The organism is Flavobacterium sp. GL_143, assembly GCF_057834355.1.
This window is the reverse complement of the sequence record NZ_CM174401.1, coordinates 4093294-4118378: the sequence shown is the minus strand read 5'-3', so window position 1 is coordinate 4118378 and position 25085 is coordinate 4093294. Positions and strand designations below refer to the sequence as shown.

Here is a 25085-nt window from a genome sequence, read left to right as displayed (position 1 = left end):
AAGGTCCTCATATAAATGAGGACCTTTTCGGTTAAAGCATATTTAATATAGATTCAACTACTTCTTAAATAAACGTTTAAATAACGTTTTCTTTTCAACATATCTGCCATAACCATAATTATGACCATAATTATAACCACTGGCAATATCATTAATTACATACCCCATATTATTGAGTTTTTTGTCTTCATTAAGTTTACTAGAATAAGAGATTAATTTTTTCTCGGTCATTCCTGAGCGTACAACATACAAGGTTGTATCTGCATATTTAGAAATAATTAATGAATCTGAAACCAATAATGTAGGTGGCGTATCAAAAACTATAATATCGTACAGTTCTTTTATTTCATTTACAAAAGTTGTAAATCTTTTACTTGATAATAAAAGTATCGGATTAGGTGGTATATCTCCAGATAACAATACATCAAAAGAAAAATCGTTTGTTTTATTCTTATAGAGTAAATCCTGCCATTCCAATGAACTGTTATGTAAATAATTAGATAATCCTTTATTGTCAAGTTTAGATTGATCTAAATGTTTATGCAATTGTGGGTTTCTTAAATCTGTACCTACAATAAGTATTTTTTTGCCTAATTGAGCAAGAGTATTAGCTAAATTAAATGATACAAAAGTTTTCCCCTCACCTTTAATAGATGAAGTAACAAAAAAGATTTTTCCTTTTTTAGTATCATCAAATGGAGTAATAAATTCGGTGTTATGAACTAACGTTCTAAACGCTTCCAATACTTCTAAATTAGCTTCATTATTTTCATTTTTATTTTCTTGTAATGAAGGTAATTCTCCAAGAATAGGGATATGATTATTTATTTTTTCGATATCATTAGTACTGTATATCTTATTGTCAAATTTAAAAAGCAGATACAAAGCGCCAAATGGAATAAATAAACCTAACATTAAGGCCATCAAAAAAACAAAACTTGTTTTGGGATAAATAGGAATATTATTTGTTATGGCATAATCTATAATTTTGGTATTAGGTACCGTAACAGCTAGATTAATAGAAGCTTCTTCTCTTTTTTGAAGCAATAATAGATATAAGTTTTCTTTTAGATTTTGCTGACGTTCTATACTACGTAATACTTTTTCTTTTTCGGGTAACGTCGAAAAAGCACCATCTGCAGTTCGCTGAGCTAATACACCTTGATTACGAGTAGTTTCTAATTGTTGCTTGTAGCCTTTTATAGAATTTATAATATTATCTTTTTGATTCTTAAGAGAACTTAACACAACTTGAACTGATGGGTTATTGCTACCCGCACTCGTTTGTAGTTTTTGATATTCTAATATTAAAGTATTATATCCTGCAATTAACTGATTTATAGTAGCATTTTGAACTCCAATATCAGCAGGTAAAAGATCAAAACCAGACTGTTTAAATAAATTATCCTGAAGAAGTTTGACCAATAATAATTGAGATTCTACATCAAAGAGTGCTTGTTCCTTGTCAGACTTTATTTTTATACTCACTCCAGCATCTTCTTGAATAAAACTTAAATTGTTACTTGTTTTATAGTCCTTTTTAGATATTTCTATCGCATCTAATTCTTGCTTTAAATACACAAACCTATTATCAACAAAATCAATTGTTCTTCGGGAAACTTGTTGGTTATCCTTAATTCCATCCTCTTCAAATACTTTAATTAAATTATTCAAGATAACTTGAGCGTGTTGTCCATCAGAATTTTTTAAAACTAACGAAATGATATCACTATCTTTCCCCATTGCAGTTACTTGTACTGCTTTAGTTAGCTCTAATGTTGCTACTCTAATAGGCTTTAAAATTATCTGATACGTATTGTCAACAAATGAGTTTATACTTTCATTCGCAGATGGCTGGATTGTAATCGGGAAATTAGGAAGTGGTTTATTAAGCCAATATCCTTTAGTTTTTAAGGTCTTTCCTGAATCTGTGTCTAAAATTGTATATCCTGTTTTCGTAATACTTATGTCATACCGTATTATATCTGATAAACTATCTTGTGGTAGCGCATAATTGATAACAAATGGTGGATTAAAATTTATTTTAGAATTTATTTTTCCTTTTGAAATATAAATTACATTCAATTTTAAATTCTGCACTACTTGTTCAGAAAGACGATATGAGTTAAAAAGAGCAATTTCATTTTCTAAGTTAATAGCAGATTTACTAAATACTTTGGACATGTCCAGAGAAAAATTAGTATTTTTTTTATCATCTATAAGCTTAACTTTCGCTTCTGTTGTATATATTACATCAGCATAACGCAAGTATGTAAATGCGATTATTAATGAAAGCAATATTGATCCCAAAAACCAAGGCCAATAACGCAAATATTTTTTAAAGGCCTCAGTAATATTTATTGAGCTTTCGTTTTCGTCTAAGCCCAAAAAACTATTTTTGTTTGTATTTTTATTCATGTCTAAATTATCGTGTTAACAAAATAACAGTGCTTAATACCAATGAAGCAATCGTTAATATGGTAGCTGCATTTCCTATATAGCCTGATGATTTTACTTTAGAATTATTAGGATTTACTACTAGTACATCGTTCTGTCTAATAGTATAATCTGGATTATTCATCCAATCGGTGGTAGTAAGATCTAGGTGTTTAATAGTACGTATCCCTAATGCTTCTCTAATAAGTATAATATCTTTTCTTTTACCATTAATAGTTAAATCTCCTGCATATCCTAGAGCTTGAGGTAAAGTAAGGTATTGCTCTGTAAAAGAATATGTTCCTGGTTTATTTACTTCTCCAAGTACTGTAACTTTAGCATTTAAAAGACGAATGCTTACCGTTGGATTTATCAAATGACCTCCTACCTCTAATACATTCTTTAGCTCTTGTTCCAGCTCAGAAGTACTTTTATTGACTACAGGAATTTCACCTAATACAGGAAAAACAATTGTGCCTTGCGGAGATACTAAGTATCCTTGCAATTTTATTGTCTCAATATTAGACATACTGTTAGAACCTAATTGTTGAATATTATAAGGAATAACTGTTTCTGGAACTTTTGCTCCCACAGTAATACTTAAAATATCGTTTGGTTGTATTAATGAACCTGCATACTCAATACGACTTGATTTGTAATCAGCACTGTCTTGAAAATATAAAATGTCTTTTTTGGAAGCACAGGATTGCAAAAGCAAGAGAATGGATGCCAGTGCGTAAATGTATTTATTCATGATTTTATTTATTTATTTATTTATTTATTTATTGTTTAAAGCTTATTAAACTGGAGTAAAGCAAAAAATCGAATTAAATGAATTTGTCTTTTTATGCGTAAAGGCTGACATACTAAGCGATAAGCCCATTCTAGATTATTATTTATCCACCATTTTGGTGCTCGTTGAACATGGCCAGTAAATACATCAAAACTCCCGCCTAATCCTTGATAAGTTGCTTTATGTCTCTTTTGAATTTCTTCCATGAGCAATTCTTGCTTAGGAGAACCCATTGCTACGAAAACAATATCAGGTTGTTTCTCGACAATATCTTTTATTAGATTTTCTTTTTCTTCATCCGTTTTTAAAAAACCATTTCTGTAATTTAAAATCTGAATCCCTGTAAAATCTTTTTTTAAATTTGCCACGGTAGCTTCAATTACTTCATCTTTTCCTCCAACTAAATAAAATGTTTTAGTAGTATGATATGCAGCAATTATGTCTAACCAAAGTTCGCATCCTGGAATTTTTACTGCTTTTTTAAAACCTTTTTTGCGAAGTGCCCAAACTGCTCCTATTCCATCTGGATAGCCCAAATTTCTATTAATAATAGAACGACTTTTATTAGTTGCATGGAGTATTTTTTCTGCGTTTACAGCAACTAAAATTTTATGATTAAAAACAGCATAATTTATAAGTTCAATTCTAGATTGAGGGGCATAAATATTAACGCCATTTGAAAAACTTGATTCCATAAATTAAAATTAATTATGTGATTATTATGTTATCCAGTAACTATCTGGATTGATTAATAAAATATGTTGTACCTGTTTTTTTAATTGAAAGCTTAGTTCTAGTTTAAATAAAATTCGATATCAGTTTCAATTTTATTCACAACTGAACTAGCCAAAAAACGATTAATAGCATATTGGTGATTAAATAGAGCTGAGTTCTTAGTTTTTTCAGAATCTAAAATGTATTTTTCTAATTCAAAGGCAAATGATTCCGGAGCTAAATCAGCTACTAAACTGCCCATTTTTTTTGTATCAAAAAAATCATTTAGCCCTCCGACAGGTCTTGTTATTATAGGCAAACCAAATGCCATTGCTTCTAAGACAGATGTTGGCATTCCTTCACCGTAAGTTGGTAAAACATAAATGTCAGATTTACTATATTCCTTAGCTACATCCATTCCATGTAGTGGTCCCGTAAAGTTTACATCTTTGATATTCTTTTTATTGACAAATTCTTTAGCCTCATTCAATAAACCTCCTGATCCTACTATTGTTAATGTGAGCCAATCATATTTTGTTTTTAATATGATAAATGCATTTATAGCTATTAGTATCCCTTTTTCTTTTTCGATTCTTGCCAAAAAAAGAATGTTTGTTACTTTTCCAGTCCTTTCATTAATATTAAAGTCTTTTATTAATTTATCATCTACTTTAGTAGTAGTTAATAAAATCGGACATGTAATTCCCATTTCTAATAATTGCTCTTTAAATGAAGATGACAATACATATATGAATGTGGATTTATTATAGACAAATTTAAAAAGTGATGGTTTTTTAATTATTATTCTAGCATATTTTTCATCCCATCCATGTATAAAAGTTATTACATCAATCATTAATATTTTTGCGAGTAGTAAGTACAAACCATCACGTATAATTTGATATCTTCTAAGCGATGGATTTATAATTACTACATCTGGTCTTTTAAAAATTAGCTTTAAAATATATTTAATTAGATCATAAAAAAAAGTGATATAAGCCGGAATATTTTCTCTTTTACCATAATACTCGTATTTAATAGTATTATCCCATAAATTATTTAGTCCTAAATAATGATTTGCTACACCTCCAAGCAATTTGGGATGTGGAGAAATAATTAAGATGTTTTTTTTCATTTTTTGTAAAATTGGGTAATACTCAGGACTTAAAATACTGCAAAGCATTTCAAATAGAAGGCTATGATGTTTTGAATTCGACCATCTAGGTTTTTAGAATAGTCTATAATTTTATATGATGAATATGACTTTATAAAGTCAATTAGATTTAATGCAAAGAGTATTCAATTACTAGAAATTGTTTGAGTATGTGTTTTAGTTTAAACTATTGATATCAACTAAAACTATATAGTTTAATTCCGTCTAATTTATTTCTAAATACTACTCCTAAAATCCACATATAAGAAATTGAAATTGCTCCAAGAATTGATGTTTCAAATGAATAAGTATAATAATCGATAAGGACAATAATTAAAATTAGTATACTAGTTAGATATAAATGCTTACTCTCAATATCATTCTTAATGTTTTTGTTTTTTATTAATATCCAGAATAAATTAATAAATATGGAAGTGTAAAAAAACAATCCTAAAAAACCAACTTGCAAAAGCATTTGTAGAAATCCAGTTCTTGCACCATACCCAACGCCATATAAGCTTTCAGTAATCTCATCTGAAGTTTTATCCTTTACATCATCATTAAAACCCGATTTTACTAAATGTCCAGCTCCAAACCCAAAAAGAGCATTATAGCTTTCTTTAGATAGCATTAAATTTACCAAATAAGCAGGTGCTTCACTTCTCCCAATGTTATCTTCTATACGCCCTCCAGATGTATATTCTTGTGAGTATACTACAATATATTCAAGGTCAAATGAACCTCCAATTTTATTTTCTGGATTTAATGAAGGGATAACTCTTGCAGAAACATAAAATATCATGCATATTGATATTAGAGCAATAAAAAGCTTCTTTAAAATATTTATTTGTCCATCCTTAAATTTGACCATTAAAAAATAAAGTGCCAATAAATAAATAAAAGGGAAATAGGCTATAGTAGCCCTCTTTCCTCCTGTTAATGAGAAAAGAATAAATCCTAAAACAGCTACTAAATATATTTTTTTTGAAGTCAAAAAATACCCAACTATACAGTATGCCCCTCCTAAAAGTGCTATTACTGTAGTTATACTTCCTCCTCTATTAGCAATAGTGCCGATAAATTCTTCGGCAATACTTCCTAAAACAACGACCTTTATTATTCCTGCAAATATTTGTGAAACATATAAATAAATAATGAGTTTAGTTAAAAGGTTAACCTGTCTTGTAGAAAAACTAGAATTTATTAGTATGTAGAAAAATATGATAACAGGTAAATAATCTCTAAAAAATAATGCAAGCTGTACTATTTCAAGATTATTTATAATATACGATACAATCGAGACTATAATGAATCCTAAAAAAAGCCATAGAGAAGGGAATCTATAAACTTTTTTTTCAGAGAAAAATGCCTCTAAGAATAGTAACAAAAATAAAAACTCCATCATTAATTTTGTCACCGTAGGTGACATTCCTAACAAATCTAGAGTTCCTCTGGAAAACGAAACAAAGAATAGGAGACCGTAAATTAAATCTCTCTCTGTTTTATAATTTTGAAAAAACCATATGATTACTGGAATAACCGAAAGATAACAAAGTATCATTAATGGATGCTCCCCTACAGTAAAATGTACTTGACTCATAAGTCCTAAAAATTTTAAAAGCTTATATTGTTAAATCCTCTTATATTGAGGTATAATTTTTTTAGGAAAAAAGAATAAAAAAGCAATCCAAATTGAAAGATCAGATGAAAACTGATAAATTAATCTTTCAAAAAAATATTTTATTTTATTAGCTTTACTTTTAATAGCTAATGTATGCATGATTGATCTGGTTATTAAAATTAACATGCAGACTGATAAAACGATCCATGAATTATAAAAAAGTATTGCCAATAGCAAAAAGATTGCTGAATAATTTGACCGAATAAATCTCTTTATAACATAAACATCTAATAAATGTTCCCTAAGAATTATAGCAGGATAAAGCGTATAACCTGAGAAAAGCATATTCCACATTCGTTTTTCATTTCTATAATCTATAGTATGGTGCAAACATATAAGCTGTGGGATTCTAATTATTTTTACATTTTTCTTCCTTAATCGAATTGCTAAGTCTAAGTCTTCATTTACTTTAAATTTAGAATTCATCCCTCCTACTTCAATCCATTTTTCTTTAGTTATCATAAAAATCCCTCCATTTTCAGAAAGTACTTCAATATCCTTTGGGATAACGTTTGTATAAGTTCGAGGAGATTTTGTTATAAAAGTTCCTTTATCATCATAGAAATAATCATCTAGATGTCCAGTTACATATTCTGATACTAATTGATTTTTTTTATTAAAAATGTATTTAAAAAAATCTTGTTGAATTTCCATGTCACCATCCACAAAAAAAAGAATGTCACCGGTAGATTCATTAGCACCAATATTTCTGGCAACGGCAGCATTACATTGTCCTATAACTTTAAAAATTTTTATATTTTCATAAACCAAAGCTCTTTCAATGCTATCATCTGAAGAATTAGAATCAACATAAATTACTTCGAATTTAATTTGGCTAGATTCAATTATTTTATAAATACTTTCCAAGCATTTTGTTAACCTCCATCCTTCATTCTTCCCAATTATTATTATACTTATCATTTAATTAAGATTATCTAATAAAAATTTAGTCGACTTTTCTCTTTCCTCTTCAAGTATTAAGTTTACTTTATCCCAATCTATTTTTTTAGATAGCAATATTGGATCTATTTTTTCTGAATCTAATACAAATCTATCTTCGAGGTCAAACTTTTCGAGTAAAGATTGAAATCTGCTTAAGCCTCTTCTTTTGTTTCCTATAGCGATGAATGGTTTATTAAATAAAATAGAAAACACACATCCATGAAACGAATCTGTAATCACAAATTCAGCATCATCAAAACCTTTAAGCCATTTTGTTACTGAAGGAAAAACTACTTCATCTAAATTATTAATTGATTCTTTAGTGAATTTAGTCTTAGGCATTATTGAAAAAGGCGTAAGATTTAATTCATTACTTATTTGTTCGATATAATTTTTTTTAATTCCTGTGGTATCTAAAAAATACGACATTAGTTTGCCTTCACTAATTGACTCATTCTCATCTGTTATTAGTTTTTTATAAACTTTTACATCTAATAGCATAGTTGGATCTAAAACTTGCACAGCATTAACACCTAGATGCTCTTGACATAATTTAATTCCAGATGATTCTCTTACAGATACAGAATCAAAATTACTCGCTAGTTTTGAAATTAAGCTTCTTTTATTTTGATCAATTTCAAATTCAGATGTGCCAAAAGAAGCTGCATAAGAGATTCTTTTAATGTTTTCAAATTCTATCGCAAAATCTAAAAAATAATTAGTAATACATGGAGAGTAATCTTGCCTCCATACTTGATCACTTCCCACAATAAATGTATCAAAATCTAATTTTTTTAGATTATTCATGCCTTTTGTATCGTATATTTCATGCGTGATTGGAAAGATGAACTTCGATTTAAAATGACTTATTTTGCCATAAATGTATCTGTATTCAAATTCATTCATTGATAATGGAATATCCTTCTTAGTAGTTATATGTCTATAAAAAATATTTTTTACTAGTTTTATTAATTTTGGTTTAACTCCAGGTTTAGAATATAATCTATTAATTATCCAAGTATCATGTCCTAAGCTTTTTAATTTTTGCTGTAAAGCAAAAGCTTGTAGTAATCCTCCATAATTATTAAGTAAAGGCTGGGTAAGAATTCCAATTTTCATTTATAATATTTTTTTGTAAATTAAATTGTCGTCCTGCTTTGGTAAAAAAAGCATTGTGACTAAAATTAAAATGCTAGATATTTTTATATTTATAGATTTCATCAAGATCTCTACGTTGAGATAATGTAATCTTAAAATCTTCTTTTGCAATTCCGATAGGAAGCATACAAATAATTTTTTCTGATGCTGGAATATTAATTACACTTGCAAGTTTTGCTTCATCCTTAGAAGTTTTACCCCAATTTGCTGGACAATTTGCAATTTGATAAAAATGTAAACTGTATAATAAGTTCATTAAAAAAATTCCACCATCTATGTATAATTGATTTCTTTCTCCAACCGAAAAAAAGTAATTTCTATCTGATGAAACTATTAATAGTTGGTTTACATTTTCTGTATGTCCTGTAAAACCATTTTGGATTGATAAAACTTTATCAATTTTAACTTTGTCTTGTAGTAAATAAACCTTAGAACTCTGTCTATTACAAACAGAAGGAGCTTTTAATGCCAGAGAAATTGCTTTTTCTATTAATTCAGTATCAATTAATTCTCCTGTAAAATCTCTTATACTCTTTCTAGATGAAGAAAAATCATAAAAGTTACTCTGATTATGCATATAAAAATCATCTTTTTTATACTCGATAGCACCACTAAAAGATTTATCGTAGGCATCTGATAGAATTTTTTTATAAGAGGAATATTGTTCCTGACTAAAATAATCATCAATCTTCACATCAATTTTTAGGTGAAATTCATAGTATTCACACATTACTTGATATGCAACTCTTATTTGAGAAAGATTAGATTTTTTTATAACAGTTGCATCATTAAGCAAAATGTGCAAATTTTTAATTCTTTCTTGAGCAAAACGAGGTCTAATTTTTTGATATAGAAGTCCTTTTTCAACTGAATGATAATATAGAATGATTTTGGCTTCTTTTTTATTAAAATTATCTACCTTAAAAACATTAGAATATTTATAATATAGTTGAAAATCAATGATGTAATTTAAAAGTAATTCTTTAAAATTTATTACAAATGAAATATTATTTGCTCCGAATATTTGCTTAATTATTTTTTTTAAGGATATCATTTTTTATTGAATATATATTTAGAAATAAGAATTCTTTCTTGTTTTTCTAAACCAATAATGTAAATTATTAAAACACATATAAAAACTATAAAGCTAGATTTTATGAGGAAAAGCATAAATTGATTTTCTATGCTTAAAAAATGTAAAACACTAATTATTAAAAAATTAGATAAAGCTGTCACAGCAAAAATTTTAAATAAAACTCTTTTTACAAACAATGTTATATTAAAACTTAGCATTTTTTTTAAAAAGAATAAGCGAAAAATTAGAGACAGAATATTAATCGAAATCATTACATAAAATACCACTACAGGGTCTTTGTACAACCTAATGAAAAAGTAAGATATCGGTAAGGAAAGAAAAATTAGAGATCCAATAATAATTTGGTACCATTTAATTTTTCCGGTTGCTTGTGATCCTGTTATTAAAGGTCCAGAAATGCAATCTATCAATAAACTTATTAAACAAAGAATTACAAATATTGAAATATATTGAGGTGGTTTTTTAAGCCATAATTCCAATATAAAATCTATATTATATACTATTGGACAAACAATTAAAAACATCAAAAAATAGGAAAACTTAGAGCTTTGAAAGATTAACTTTTTGCTTTGTTCAATATTTCCTTGAGCATAATTTTTAATAATCTGCGGATTAACAGCCATCTGGAAATTAGTTACAAATAAACTAACTGCCGATTGAACTTGAAGCGTAATACCATATGTAGCATTTAGTACCGTTCCAAAAAATAGATTTAGAATAACGTTTATACCTTGACCTCTGGCAACTGAAGCAATGTTTCCGAATAAATTCCATCCTGAATAAGCAATCAATTTATGATATAATTCTTTTTCAAAATAAAACTGATACCTACTTTCTGAATAATATCTCTTACAATAAATTTTGTGAGACATTCTTATAATAAATGCCACTAAAAATAATAATCCAGCATATAAAATCAGTTTATCGAAAGAAAAGATAACAAGTAAATAGACTATTATCAACTTCAAAATAACTTCTACAAAACTCATAATTGCATAAATTCCCATTTTTTCACGGGCGATAATTAATGCATCATATGGTACTTGTATTATTCCTAAAAAAAAAGTAAAAATTGAAAACTGATATACCCAATTAACTGCTGTCATTCTTTCTGCGGGCAAATTCAGCGTATTATTTACAAACCAAAGCCCAAATGTCTCGGCTAATACTAAAATTAAAAGACCTATGATTATATGTATGTTTAACGTTGCATTAAACGTTTTCTTTAATTGCTCTGAATCATTTTTACCAATATCAAAAGACAAAAAACGTTGTGTAGCCGAGGTCATTGCGCTATTGAAAAAACCAAACAAAGTTATGATTCCTCCCACTACACTATAAATACCGTAATCTTCTACACCTAATGTATTTAAAATTATTCTAGAAGTATAAAGAGTTACTCCCATTGTAAAAAACATTCTTATATAAAGAAATACAGTGTTTTTTGCTATAGTTTTGGAATTCACTGTTTTGAATTTAAAATTCTTATCTCCTTATAAATTAATTTAAAAGGAGATAAGAAATAATTTGTTAGTTATGCTCCGAAAGTTTGTAACGCTCCACAAAAATCTAAAACCTCTTTGTCCTCAGTGATTTCAATTTCTTTAAATTCCTTATGATTAACTAGAAATACGATTATATCAGCCAAACGAGCTGCTTCTTCGTAATTAGTTAATTTAAAAACTTTGTGTTCTGTGATGTTAGGTTCTACTATAAAATATTCTCCATTGTTATCATCTTGCAAAACTTTTTGAACTATATATTTAGCTGGAGATTCTCTTAAATCATCAATATTTGGTTTAAATGCTAATCCCATAAGAGCGATACTAGCTTTTCTTCCATGTTTTAATTCAAATTTTAGTTTGGTAGATTGAATTTTTTCAGCACACCAAAATGATTTAAAATTGTTAATTTCTCTGGCTGTGTTTATTATTTTAGATTCCAGCGGATATGTTGAAACCAAAAAATATGGATCAACAGCGATACAATGTCCTCCAACACCAGACCCAGGTTGTAGAATGTTTACTCTCGGGTGTTTATTAGCAAGAGCAATTAATTCCCAAACATTTATGTTTGCTTTATCGCAAATCAATGACAATTCATTAGCGAATGCAATTTGTACATCTCTTGACGAGTTTTCGACTAATTTGCACATTTCTGCAGTTCGTGCATTTGTAGCGTGTAATTTAGATTGTACAAATCTTGAATAAAAGGCAATTGCTTTTTCTGTTGATTTATCATCTATTCCGCCGATTACTCTATCGTTATATACCAATTCATACATAACATTTCCGGGCAATACACGCTCAGGACAATAAGCAATATCTAAAAAACCTTCTAATTCAGGTCGTTCACTAAAGATAAAATCTCTCATTTTTTCAGTAGTTCCGATTGGAGAAGTAGATTCTATAATATACAAATCTCCTTTCTTTAAAATCGGGATAATACTTTTTGTAGCTGCTTGAACAAATGAAATATCCGGTTCATTTCTTCCTTTAAAAGGTGTAGGAACAACTATTAAATAGGTTGAAGCTTCTACTGGCGTTGTAGCAGCTTTTAAAAAACCTGCTTTAACAGCATTTTCAACAGCAATATCTAATTGTGGTTCAACAATGTGAATTTTACCCCTATTTATTGTATCTACTACTATTGGGTTAATATCTACACCTAATACACGGATATTTTTAGACGCTATTAATGCTGCTGTTGGTAGACCTATATAGCCTAAACCAATCATTACAACTTCTGGTTGATTCATTGTTATTATTTTTTATTCGTGAGTTCCCTCATTATTTTATTTCTGTGCCTTCTAATTCTGCAATAAAATTTACTATTCTATTACTTGCATTCCCATCTCCATAAGGGTTATGTAAAGAACTCATGCTTTCAAAACGATCTTTATTATTTAAAAGATCTAAGGTTTCTTTTATAATCAATTCTTTATCAGTTCCAACTAGTATTACAGTTCCTGCTTCTACCGCTTCAGGACGTTCAGTAATATCACGCATAACTAGAACTGGTTTTCCTAGACTAGGTGCTTCTTCTTGTACGCCTCCACTATCTGTAATAATAAGTTTGGCACGATTCATCATCCAAATAAAATCTTCATAAGCTAAAGGGCTTATAAGTAATACATTTGAAATACCTGATAAAATTCGGTTTACAGGTTCTTGTACCTTAGGATTTAAGTGAACTGGATAAACAATTATTCGGTCCAGATTATCTATTGCTATAGCTTTTAATGCCTCACATATACGGATAAATCCATCTCCATGATTTTCTCGTCGATGCCCTGTCACGAGAATCATTTCTTTTTTACCAAGCTTTGATGATAACTCTTGAATTAAACTACTTGGTGCTTGATTTACTTTGTCTATACTCTGTAGTAATGCATCAATAACTGTATTTCCTGAAATTATGATTGAATCTTCAGCAATGTTTTCGTTTAATAAATTTTGCTTAGACAATTTGGTAGGTGCAAAATGATAATCTGATAAACGTCCTGTTATCTGTCTATTTATTTCTTCTGGAAACGGCGCCCATTTATTATGGGTTCTTAGACCAGCTTCAACATGGCATATTTTAGCACCGCTATAAAAAGAAGCGATACTTCCTGCCATAGTTGTTGTGGTATCTCCATGTACGAACACATAATCTGGTTGAAAATCTTCTAACACAGATTTCATGTTAATAATTATATCCGATGTTAAGCTATATAAGTCTTGATTTGGTTTCATTAAATCAAGGTCGTAATCTGGAGTAATGTCAAAAAAGTTTAATACTTGATCTAACATTTCTCTATGTTGAGCTGTTACACATACTTTCGTAGTAAATGTTTTTGGATACTTCTTAAATTCTTTAACCAATGGGGCCATTTTAATTGCTTCAGGACGAGTTCCGAATACAATAAGTACTTTTGCCATTTTAATTATTTTAATTATTATGTTATAATTTGAATTTTAGATATTCTCTAAAGAATACTTTTTATCATACTAATTATCTTGACTTCCTCAATGTTAAAGGCAGATAGACAATAGAAGAAATGATAATAATTAAGAATAAAGCAAGATTGATATTTACGTTCTGTAGTAAAAATGCACTTAGAATTACAATTAAGGATAATGATGTAATAATAATTGTTGCTTTTATATGTGTCAATCCTGAATCTAAAAAGTAATGGTGAATATGATTACGATCAGCTTTAAAAGGGCTTTGGCCATTTTTAATTCTAATAATAAAAACTCTTAAAGTATCTGTTAAGGGCAAAGAAAGAAATGCTAAAATAAAAATAGGTCCATTATCTAGTGAAAACGGAATTGCCAAAGTCTCATTTATTGTTAGGAAATTGATAGATTGATACATTATAATAAAACCAATTACCATACTTCCGGTATCACCCATAAAAATTTTTTGAGTTTTGGAAACATTAAATTTAAGAAAGGCAATTAGTGGACCTATCAAAGAAAACGAAATCAGCATTTGCGTGAATTGTCTATTTGCTAAAAAATAGAATCCAAAAAACAAACTAATTATTAAGGCAATTGCGCCAGCCAAACCATCAATACCGTCTATTAGATTGTAAGCGTTTATGACAACTACAAAAGCAAAAAAAGTAAAAATGATTGAGATAATATATGGAAGTTCATGAATACCAAAAATTCCATAGAAATTGGTTATATATATATCTGAAAACAGAATTAAAATTCCTGCTGCAAAGAATTGCGCTATTAATTTTTTTAAAGGAGAAATGACTAATAAATCGTCCTTGATACCAATAAAGAATAAAATTAAAAGGGAGGCTGTTAAATCTAATAAGGTATCTATTTGTAAATATTTATTTAAAATTGATCCTAAAAATGCAAACGTCAATGTAAAGCCAAAGAAAATCCCTACTCCACCCATAGTTGGTGTATTATATAGGTGAGAACTTCTTTCTTCTGGTATTTTGGATAATTTTTTTACAGAACTTAAATGAATCAATATAGGAAATAGTTTATAAGACGCTAAAAAAGAAAAAAGTACTATTATAAAAGCTCCTAAAAAGTAGTAATTCAGAATATATGTCATTAACATTTGCATAAAACTTATAATAAAATCGTGTTTTTAATTTATTTAGATTTGATGTTTATCAGATATAGATAAACGCAATTTCGATAACAACTAAAAAGACAAATGGATAGAATATTTAAAATATAGAAAAGGGTCCCCCGTAGCCAGTCACATTTTGGCTATTATTTGGATATATTATTAAGAAAATCAAGCAGATCAAATCACAGGTAAATACTTTAAAATACAGTACTTAAAAAGGAGTCTTTCATGCTGTTTTTAGCACCAATAGATAGTAGCTAATTTTTTACAAAAGTACTTGTAAGCTTAAAAAAAAGACTGAATTAAAAGTGGCATAATGTCCTAAATAAGGACATCTTATTCGGAAAAAGAGTTGATTAATAGAAAAATTAGATATATACACTAAATCTTATTTAGCATATATTATTTTGAATAAATTTTACAGCACAAAATCAACTAATTTATTCTTTTTTTTGATTTAGAAGTTATCAAAAAAACGTTTACACAAACAATAAACAACTCACAAACAGTAACATAGATACTGTTCAAAATATTGATATGGTTCGTTTTTTTACTAAAATTAAGTTCTCAAACAATTATTTTGAAAAAACTTATTATAATATTTTAATGATTTATTGTGGCTTTTTAGTTTTCATTTCCTAATTAATTTTGCGTATAATTTATTAACAATTAAACAGATACATTTTTTTGAATGATTTATTGCTTTAAAATGTATTTACAAAAATTAGTTTCTCATGAATAAAAATATATCAGAAAATATCAGAACTATACGTGAAATGAAAAATCTTACAAGAAAATTTGTAGCTTCTGAGATGGATATGAGTATTAGTGGATATGGTAAAATTGAACGTGGTGAAATTGATTTAACAATTTCTAAATTATCAAAAATAGCTTCCGTTTTTGGAGTTTCATTAAATGATTTATTATTCCTTGATATATCTTATTTTTTTAATAAGAATTATAACAAATCTTCTAATCATGATTATGTAGATAATAATATAAAAAAGCATGATTTTATATTTGGACAATTACAAACATCGTAATTTAAATTGTCCTGTGATACTACCTACCTATATATACTATAGGTAGAAAAACCTTCCTGAGTTTAGATTCTCATAATATTCCTCTACCCTACATTAGAAATTCAGTACTTATTGAATTTCGTAACTATCACTTATCTCTCCATTAATACTATCCAAATTGCTTAGAATTTAGTATTCTAAAAATGCTCCTTTGTAAGCCCAAAGCTATAACTGGAATACATCAATGGATATAACATTTTAGAACAAGACACTTTTTTATCAATTACATTAAACCTATTAAATTAAGAGTAAAAAAACACTTAATATAATTTTAAAGTTAATTTATTTGGATTATTTCATATTAAAACAGAATAATATAGTATAATCATATTTTAAACTATTCAGATATCTTTGGTCTCATTATTAACAAACCCCAAAAAAAATTATGAAACCAAAATTATTATTATTTGTGGCGTTTATTTTTGTTCTTAAAATTAGTGCTCAAGGGCTACCCTGCAGAACAAAAGAAGAAAATGACAAAATTTACAAACAGAACCCCAATGCATTAAAAGAACGGCAAAACTTTGATGCATTTACCAAAAAGTTTAGTGCAGAACGGAAATCCAAGACTTCCAAACTACTACAAACATCCTACGTAATTCCGGTTGTTTTTCATATTTACGGAGATGTTCAAAGTGGAAAAACCATTACCTACGAAAAAATAGTAAATCATCTTGCTCAACTTAATGATGATTTTAATGGTCGAAATGCTGATTATGCTACAGTTGATCCATTTTTTCAACCCAGAAGAGGCTCGTTAAACATTGAGTTTAAACTTGCCAAAATTGATCCGAATGGAGGCTGTACCTCGGGAGTCGTCTTTCATTCTGCCAAAAACGGGTATGGCAACGGTAGCGGATATGATGATCAGATTGCAGCCGATGCTTGGGATAATACAAAATACATGAATGTATATATCCAAAATGATCTTTACCAAGATGGAGCTCTCAATAACTCAGGAGTAGCTTGGTACCCTGACTCTGGTATGACTGCTGACAATACAGCCCGTGTAGTCTTTAATGGGGCTTATTTATATGATAACTCCTATAGTAAAGAATTTTCAGCTACACTAACACATGAATTTGGGCATTTCCTCAATCTAATACACACATTTGAGGGTGGTTGCACAGGCACAGATCAAGTGGCCGACACTCCTCTTGAAGACGGATTACATACCTTAGCCTGCACTCAAGGAACAAATTGTAACGGTGACCGAGTGAATAATGAAAATTACATGGGTTACAATGGTGCACAAGGATGTTATAAAATGTACACTCAAGGGCAAATAGATCGGATGCTCGCTGCCTTAGAACATCCCGCAAGAAAAACCCTTTGGCAAGAAAGTAATCTCATTGCAACGGGAGTTAATTATACAGGAAGCTTATTAACTGTGAATAAAAGTTCTTTTAAAGAAGCTGTAGTAAATGATGGATCTTTTGACACATCATCGATAATAACACTATCAGGAACAAAAACACTTGCGATTAGTTCTGGAACTATGCTAGCGGGAACACATTTTACTCACACATTCCCAGCAGGAATTACACCAATACTTACTGTTAACTCCAATTCTCAAATAACAGTTACCTTAACAGGAAAAGCAACAAATCATTTATTAACTAATAATACTAAAGGGGCAATCTCATTTTTGCCAGCAGCATTTACAGGAGGCACAACAGGTTTATCTTGTACAAGTATATATTTCAATTTCAATTTTGTAAATCCTTATGGGATTTTTTTTGTTGATATGCCTGACGTAACTGTTTCATCAGCCCTAACCTGGAAATATTTTGAAATAGAAAAAGGAGATGATCCAGCTTTTGGAGGTTGGAGATTTGCAGCCAATGCGCTAAAAATTGAAACTTATGCTAAAAAATTAGTATGTCAAACCGGAACTAAAAATATTTCGCTATTAGCTCCAAATACTCAAGTAGGTCCTGCAAGCAATTTTACAGCACCGGGAGCTTATCCCAACCAATTAGATTTACGTACTGCAGCTTATACAAACTGGGATGGGAAATCTGGATATGTTGGTTTTGATTATCTTATTGATGGTTTAACTTGCTATGGATGGTTCAAAGTTACCGTTGCAGCAAATGGAGACGGTTATACAATCTCTGAATATGCTTATAATACACAACCAGGTGCGACAATTAACACAGGAATGACCGCTAAAACTGCTGTTGTGTTATCTGCAAATACACTATATGAGGCTGATGCTAATGATGGTGGCATAACGTCAAGCACTGAGATTTCGCTGTCGACCAATAATGGAACTTTTACCAAAAGTACGGGAACATTTACCGCTGGAACTGATTACACAATATCGGGAGTACCAACTGGTTTAACAGCTGTTTTAACATTACAAAGTAACTCTAAAGTAGTGCTTACCTTTACAGGGAAAGCAAATCCACATTTACCTGCCAATGATGCTGCTGTTATAGTTACATTTAAAGACGCTGCAATAACTGGCGGAATTATAACTGTGGATAATCCTGCAAAAACAATAAATATAAAATTCGATGCTCCTTATGGAATTGTTTATGTAGATAATCCTGATTTTATAGTTTCTCCTGCAATCACTTGGAAATATATAGATTTGGGTATTGGTGACAATACCGAATATGGTGCTTGGCAATTTGCTGCCAATGCATTAAAAATTGAAACTTACGGCAAGAGATTAGTCGGAATAACTGGAACAAGAAATATTACAAAAATTGCTGCTGGTACATCTATAGGTGCTTCAAGTACTTTTGTTACACCTGGTGCAGCATACCCAGATCAATTAGATTTACGTACAGCAACTTATACAGCTTGGGACAATCAAACTGGTTATGTAGGTTTTGAATACACTAGCAGAGGAAGAACTTGCTACGGTTGGTTCAAAGTAAAAGTTACAGCTAGCGGAGATGGATATACTATTACCGATTATGCTTACAACACTAAACCTTTTGAAGCTATAATAGCTGGAGCTACAAGCGGAACAACAGTTGCAGCGCCAACAAATTTAGTAGCAACTCCTAACTCTACTACGCTACAAACTGTATTAACGTGGACAGATAATGCTACTAATGAAACTGCTTATACTGTTGAAAGAGCTTCGGCAGACGGTATTTATAGTGTTGTTGCAACACTTGGAGCAAATGTTGCAACCTATACAAATACTGGATTAACAGCTGGAAATACATATACTTATAAGATAAGAGCAAATGCTAATACAACATATTCTGATTATTCTAATGTTGTAACGGCAGTATTAACAGCTACTTCACCGTATTGTAGTGCGCAAGGAGCAAATCAATATGAGTATATTAAAGATGTTGTAATAGGAAGTTTTACAAATTCATCTGGTGCGAATGCTTCCGGATATGGAAACTACACTTCTCAGAATATTACATTAACTCCAAACGCAAGTACACCAGTTAGTTTAACTCCAGGTTTTTCTAGTTCTAATTATACTGAATCTTGGGGAATTTGGATAGATTACAATAAAAATAACACATTTGAAGCTTCAGAGAAAGTAATAACTGGACTTTCGTCGAATGGTACAGTTACTGGTAATTTTACGGTGCCAAACGATGCTACTGGAACAACTAGAATGCGTATTGTAATGAAATATAATTCGAACCCAACTGCTGTATGCGGAAATATTGGCGATGGAGAAGTTGAAGATTACACCGTAACTTTTGGACCATCAAATCCAAATCCTGTAACTCTGGCAACTCCAACAAATATTACTAATTCGGGAATTTACGCTCAAGGTTTTTATGCTTCATGGACACAAGTTGCAAATGCAACAAGCTATGAAGTACAATTATACAAAGCTGCAACTGGATGGGCAACCCAAGGAACATCGACTACGTATTATTTGTGGGTTCCAAAACAAGGAACTGAAACTGCATATAGATTTAGAGTAAGAGCTGTTAATGCTGCTGGAACAAGCGATTGGAGTAGTTATCTTGACATAACTCTTCCTCTTGCCGGAGCTGAAGCTAATGATTCACTAGCAGGAAATAAATCCTTTTCGATGTATCCAAATCCTGCTTCAGATGTAGTTAATTTTTCTTTTGAAAATGTAAATAGTGCTACTGCAATAATTACCATTTACAACAATAACGGCGTTGTAATAGATACTGTACGCAATGCATCTAGTTATACTATCAAGAATTTGCCAACTGGTATTTATCATGTTATACTTACTGACGGGGCTTATAAACAAAGCAAAAAATTATTAGTGAAATAAAATTTGCTAATACTTTATAAGTAATCATAAAACTAAAACCGCTGAAAATTATTTCTCAGCGGTTTTTTATATGTTGTAAAGATCTACAAGAAAATGAATCGTAAATAATAGCAAGTCTTCCTTTTTATAGTTCCCGTCAGATTGATTGGTTTAATTGTAATTCAAATCTTTTACAACTTCACCGTTTTCCATTTGCCAGTTCTAAAAACTAAAACACTGCTGGTTGCCAATACAATTTCCGAAATTAGGATTGCAATAAATATTCCTTTTGGTCCCCATTCGTAATAAGTACCCAGTAAATATGATAACGGAAGCTGGATCATATAAAACATTAGGATATAAAGTACGGTCACCGTGTTTACGCTTCCGGCTGCATTTAATGCACGGGAGATTACCATGGTGTAACCGAAGAAAAAGTAAGCAATAGCCATATACTGCAAATAGGTACTTGCATAAGAAAGGATTTGCTCATCATGAGTAAAAAATCCTGCCAGAGTTTTGGCATAGAACAATAAAAAAATGGCAATTAGCCCCAGAAAACACATATTAAACGCTCCTGTTTTCCATACCGAAGCTTCTGCCCTTTCCGGCTGTCTTGCGCCAAGGTTCTGTCCAGTTAATACACCAGCCGCATTAGCAATTCCATAGGCAGGTAAAACACTAAACATAATAATCCGATTGGCAATAATATAGCCGGCCAGTACATTTTCACCAAGTTTGGCAACAATCACAATCATTAAAAATCTACTTGAAGAAGGCACCAGGTTCTGAATCATTCCGGCAGTTGCAAGTTTTAGGATTCGTTTCATCAGGGCAGGAACCATCAACATCTGTCGTTTTCCTATAATAATTGTGCTATTATTTTTAAATAAATACCATAACTGATAGCCAACACTAAAGACATTTGCAATCACCATAGCCACTGCAGCTCCCAATAAACCCAGCTTTGGAAATGGACCCAATCCGAAGATCAGTACCGCGCACAGCAAACCATTTAAAACATTCGAAAATGCGAGGGTTCGCATGGCCATCGAGGCATCTCCGGAACCTCTAAACACTCCGTTAATCAAAATACGCATGATCATAAAAATGAGTCCTGCAAACATAGTTTTAGAAAAAGTGTTGCCGTAGCTCACCAAATGATCTGATCCACCTGCAAAACGCATAATCTCCTGGTTAAAAATTACGGCTAAAACGCTGCATATCACAGAAAGGAAAATCCCTAAATAAATGACCTGCATTGCGGTCTGTCCTGCTCTACGAGGTTTTTGTTCTCCTACCCTTCTTGAAATCATTGCTGTTGCCGCAATACTCAAACCCATAGCTACCGACTGAATAAGAATCACTACAGAGTTAGTAATCCCCACGACTGTAATGGCATTTTCGCCCAGACTGCTTACAAAAAGAAGATCGACTAAAACAAAAAGCGACTCCATACTGAGCTCTAACATGGTAGGTACAGATAATAAAAAGGTCGCCCTGTTTACATTACCTGTGGTAAAATTCTTTTCAGTTCCTTGCAATGCAATCCTGAATAAAGTAAATATTGAACGTATTTTTACAAGCACAATTATTTGGTTTAAAAGAGAAATATTAAGATTTTTTTTGAGGAATGGCAGCGGTACTAAAATACCCGGATCAATCCTCTCTGGTGGGGTGATTATCTGCCTTTATTTTTTCGTAAGTGAAGTGCTAAACCGCACCCTTATTATCACAGCTGCAGATTCTTCTTTTTAAAATTTAGCTTAACTTTTGTTTCGCGCGGTTTTCAAGATAATTTCAAACCTCTTTATTAAATATGCCAGGAAACTTTTTTATTTATAGTAGTTCTTCTTTTGGTTACAGAAAGTGCCGACTCTTCAGGGAAACCTATAAAAAATAGTCCTAAAGATTGCTCATTGGCCTCAAGATCAAAATTTTTTACATACTCTATCGCGGCACCACTTGAATCCCAATAGGAACCCAACTGATAAGAAGTTGCACTAATAGCCATATTTTGCACTGCGCAGGAAACGGCAGCCAGTTCTTCCCACTCGGGGATGTTCACTTTGGTGCTTTTAGAAAGAATCACTCCGATCAGACACGCCGCTTTAAGTGGGTATTTTTTTAGATAATTATACTTTGCCGCTTTTTTTTCGACATCAGTAATATCCTCATACAGATACTTATAATAGTCTGCCATATAATTTCCATATTTTTCAAGTTGACTTCCTTCAAGCACTATAAATCTCCAGGGTTCTGTCATTTTATGTGTAGGCGCCCATGTTGCATTGATTAGAATTTCCTGCAATACTGTATCTGAAAGACTTCCTCCTGCATAAGAATCAGCATAAATACTTTTTCTAAATCTAATTAGCTGAGTTGCAACTTCAGATGAAGAACCTATGATACTTGTTTCCATAAACTTTAATAAAGATTTAGTGATAATTTAGATAAAATTAAGTACGAAAAATATGCAAAATAAATTTTGTTATTTAAAATTATTATAAATAGCTTTGCTGGACTAAATTATTATTTATAATTAGAATAAATAAGAACAAAGCAAATATATATAGTAATTCTCATAAAAACAACATAAATCTTGTTATCACATCAAAAAAAACCTATGTAATCTACTATAGAACCAGGCAGGCTAAGAAAAACAAAATTTTACAATACTAAATAATTGTCCCATAATTATGAAAAATACAACCACTTACTTCCTACCCTTAACGGAAAAGATCATTATCAAAATTTTAACAGATTAAAGCAATTAAGTATACCACTTAAAAACGCTTATCTGATAAAAGAAAACACTTTGAAAAAGTAATCATATCCATTAAACCAAAAAAACCAATGAAAGAAAAATCCCGAATCGTAAGACATGAGAATGGTCAATTAAATCCTCAACTAGTCACATCACATCTTCAACCTGAAATATGGGAAAAAGTAAACAGAATACAACTAAGAAAAATGCTATGTGAATATTCACATGAATTATTACTTAGTCCTCAACTGCAGGGCACTAACGGAATCTGGGGGCTTTACAGCCTTAGTGCACAAGATGGAATAACAGAATATCAATTTCATGCACAAATACTTGCATTAGACCATTGGCATATTGACATAGACTCTATTACTAAAACAGTAAACGGAAATCCTGAAGCTCTTGATGCTATCGCTTTTCTTCTTGAATTTACAGAGGAATTAGCTTTTACTGATCTAAATCTGCCTACTTACCTTGAAGAAGTAATCAGCTGTCTCTATGGTAGTGCTTATATGTATACTAATAGTGAGCTTTCGGCTAAAGATCTAACTGAAGCAAGTTACGCTGATGTAGAACATGCCATGACTGCAGGGCATCCTTGTTTTGTAGCTAACAGTGCCAGAATAGGCTTTGATGCAGTAGATTATCAGAATTACAGCCCTGAAGCAGCAACACCACTTTCATTGGTTTGGGTAGCAGGTCATAAAAATTACACCGAATTTACGAGTATTCCTCCTCTTAGTTACCAACAAGTAATGGAACAGGAATTAGATGCAGACTTAAAAGCTTCATTTGATTCGATTCTTACAGAAAAAGAACTTCAGCCAGAAGATTATATTTATTTCCCTATTCATCCATGGCAATGGCACAATAAGCTGATTTATTTATTTGCTCCGGATATTGCTGCATCAAAATTGGTTTGTTTAGGTGATAGTAAAGATTTATATATGCCCCAACAATCGGTACGCACATTTTTTAACGTAAGTGATGTTAAAAGATTTTATGTTAAATCGGCTCTTTCTATTCTTAATATGGGCTTTATGAGAGGGCTTTCGCCTTATTATATGCGAACAAACCCACCGATTAGCGAATGGGTTGCGAACCTTGTAGAAAATGATCCCTATCTTCAGAAAAAGGGTTTTACCACCTTAAAAGAAATCGCTACAGTTGGTTACACCAATGCGTACATCGAAGAAGCTATAAAAGTAGATTCTCCTTATAAAAAAATGTTGTCTACGTTATGGAGAGAAAGTCCGATGGACAAAATAGCAAATGGTGAACGTCTTATGACTATGGCGGCACTGCTTCACATAGATACAAATGGGAACTCATTGCTGGCGGAATTAATTAAATCTTCCCCTTTGGATGCAAAAGAATGGCTTCAAAGCTATTTGCAATCTTACCTTAGCCCGCTTTTACATTGTTTTTATTACCATGATATGCGTTTTATGCCACACGGCGAAAATTTAATTCTGGTATTCCGTGACAATGTTCCGGTTAGGGCAATTATGAAAGACATTGGTGAAGAAGTAGCTATTGTAAATCAGGAAAAAAAATTACCAGAAACAATCAAACGAATCATTATCAATGTTCCTGAAGATCTTAAGATCTTATCTATTTTTACTCAGATATTTGATTCTTTCTTCCGATACCTAAATCATGTACTGGTAGAACATGTAAATCTGCCTGAAGAAGATTTTTGGAGTCTTGTAGCAGAATGCGTGACAGAATATCAATCAGAATATCCTGAACTGGAGGATAAATTCAGAAAGTATGATTTATTTGATTCAGAGATCATTAAAACGTGTTCAAATAGATTGCAAATGCAAAACAGCACAAAAATGCTTGACGCCACCAATCCTTTCAAGAATCAACAATTTGCTGGTACTCTGAAAAATCCACTTTTCATTTATCAGACAAAATTAATCTAGCCCTTCTTTAAAACTATAATAC

17 protein-coding genes are annotated in these 25085 nt (G+C 30.8%); 3 read left to right on the top strand and 14 right to left on the bottom strand.

Annotation, left to right across the window (positions count from 1 at the left end):
- Positions 1-57 precede the first annotated feature (57 nt).
- From AC3IPI_RS17490 to AC3IPI_RS17435, 12 genes are all read right to left on the bottom strand, one after another.
- Complete coding sequence (locus AC3IPI_RS17490; protein WP_489154494.1) at positions 58-2418, bottom strand: GumC family protein; 2361 nt, start codon at positions 2416-2418, stop codon at positions 58-60.
- Between the two features lie 7 nt (positions 2419-2425).
- On the bottom strand, positions 2426-3190 hold the full coding sequence (locus AC3IPI_RS17485; RefSeq protein WP_489154492.1) for a polysaccharide biosynthesis/export family protein: 765 nt from the start codon (positions 3188-3190) through the stop codon (positions 2426-2428).
- Between the two features lie 35 nt (positions 3191-3225).
- Positions 3226-3924: a WecB/TagA/CpsF family glycosyltransferase gene (locus AC3IPI_RS17480; RefSeq protein WP_323490386.1), complete on the bottom strand. Its 699-nt coding sequence runs from the start codon at positions 3922-3924 to the stop codon at positions 3226-3228.
- A 98-nt stretch (positions 3925-4022) separates the two neighbouring features.
- On the bottom strand, positions 4023-5078 hold the full coding sequence (locus tag AC3IPI_RS17475; protein WP_323490385.1) for a glycosyltransferase family 4 protein: 1056 nt from the start codon (positions 5076-5078) through the stop codon (positions 4023-4025).
- Positions 5079-5292: 214 nt separating this feature from the next.
- Positions 5293-6696 (bottom strand): hypothetical protein, encoded by a 1404-nt coding sequence (locus tag AC3IPI_RS17470; RefSeq protein WP_489154488.1) that lies wholly within the window; start codon positions 6694-6696, stop codon positions 5293-5295.
- A gap of 30 nt (positions 6697-6726) precedes the next feature.
- Positions 6727-7698, bottom strand: a complete 972-nt coding sequence (locus tag AC3IPI_RS17465; RefSeq protein WP_489154486.1) for a glycosyltransferase — start codon at positions 7696-7698, stop codon at positions 6727-6729.
- Positions 7699-8838 (bottom strand): polysaccharide pyruvyl transferase family protein, encoded by a 1140-nt coding sequence (locus tag AC3IPI_RS17460; protein ID WP_489154484.1) that lies wholly within the window; start codon positions 8836-8838, stop codon positions 7699-7701.
- 73 nt (positions 8839-8911) lie between these two features.
- Positions 8912-9931, bottom strand: a complete 1020-nt coding sequence (locus AC3IPI_RS17455; protein ID WP_489154482.1) for a nitroreductase family protein — start codon at positions 9929-9931, stop codon at positions 8912-8914.
- Entirely contained in the window at positions 9928-11439 is a 1512-nt protein-coding gene (locus AC3IPI_RS17450) for a lipopolysaccharide biosynthesis protein (protein ID WP_489154480.1), read from the bottom strand. Before AC3IPI_RS17450 ends, AC3IPI_RS17455 begins: the two co-directional genes overlap by 4 nt.
- Before the next feature lie 68 nt (positions 11440-11507).
- Positions 11508-12731, bottom strand: a complete 1224-nt coding sequence (gene wecC, locus AC3IPI_RS17445; protein WP_489154478.1) for a UDP-N-acetyl-D-mannosamine dehydrogenase — start codon at positions 12729-12731, stop codon at positions 11508-11510.
- Positions 12732-12762: 31 nt separating this feature from the next.
- The gene (gene wecB / locus AC3IPI_RS17440) at positions 12763-13896 is read right to left on the bottom strand and encodes a non-hydrolyzing UDP-N-acetylglucosamine 2-epimerase (protein ID WP_489154476.1); all 1134 of its coding nucleotides are present in this window, start codon (positions 13894-13896) and stop codon (positions 12763-12765) included.
- 73 nt (positions 13897-13969) lie between these two features.
- The gene (locus AC3IPI_RS17435; RefSeq protein WP_165572116.1) at positions 13970-15046 is read right to left on the bottom strand and encodes an MraY family glycosyltransferase; all 1077 of its coding nucleotides are present in this window, start codon (positions 15044-15046) and stop codon (positions 13970-13972) included.
- Positions 15047-15795: 749 nt separating this feature from the next.
- On the opposite strand from AC3IPI_RS17435, the gene AC3IPI_RS17430 reads away from it, so the two are divergent.
- Both AC3IPI_RS17430 and AC3IPI_RS17425 read left to right on the top strand, forming a co-directional pair.
- Positions 15796-16104, top strand: a complete 309-nt coding sequence (locus tag AC3IPI_RS17430; RefSeq protein WP_489154474.1) for a helix-turn-helix domain-containing protein — start codon at positions 15796-15798, stop codon at positions 16102-16104.
- 424 nt (positions 16105-16528) lie between these two features.
- Positions 16529-20386, top strand: a complete 3858-nt coding sequence (locus AC3IPI_RS17425; protein WP_489154472.1) for a M43 family zinc metalloprotease — start codon at positions 16529-16531, stop codon at positions 20384-20386.
- Between the two features lie 170 nt (positions 20387-20556).
- Here the strand turns inward: AC3IPI_RS17425 and AC3IPI_RS17420 are convergent, their stop codons facing one another.
- Together AC3IPI_RS17420 and AC3IPI_RS17415 are read right to left on the bottom strand one after the other, a co-directional pair.
- Positions 20557-21954, bottom strand: coding sequence for an MATE family efflux transporter (locus AC3IPI_RS17420; protein ID WP_489154470.1), 1398 nt, complete (start codon positions 21952-21954; stop codon positions 20557-20559).
- A 224-nt stretch (positions 21955-22178) separates the two neighbouring features.
- Positions 22179-22787: a nitroreductase family protein gene (locus AC3IPI_RS17415; protein WP_489154468.1), complete on the bottom strand. Its 609-nt coding sequence runs from the start codon at positions 22785-22787 to the stop codon at positions 22179-22181.
- Positions 22788-23221: 434 nt separating this feature from the next.
- Here AC3IPI_RS17415 and AC3IPI_RS17410 point away from each other — a divergent pair, with 434 nt between their 5' ends.
- A complete protein-coding gene (locus tag AC3IPI_RS17410; protein WP_489154466.1) occupies positions 23222-25063 on the top strand; it encodes an IucA/IucC family protein in 1842 nt (613 codons plus the stop codon).
- Positions 25064-25085 lie beyond the last annotated feature (22 nt).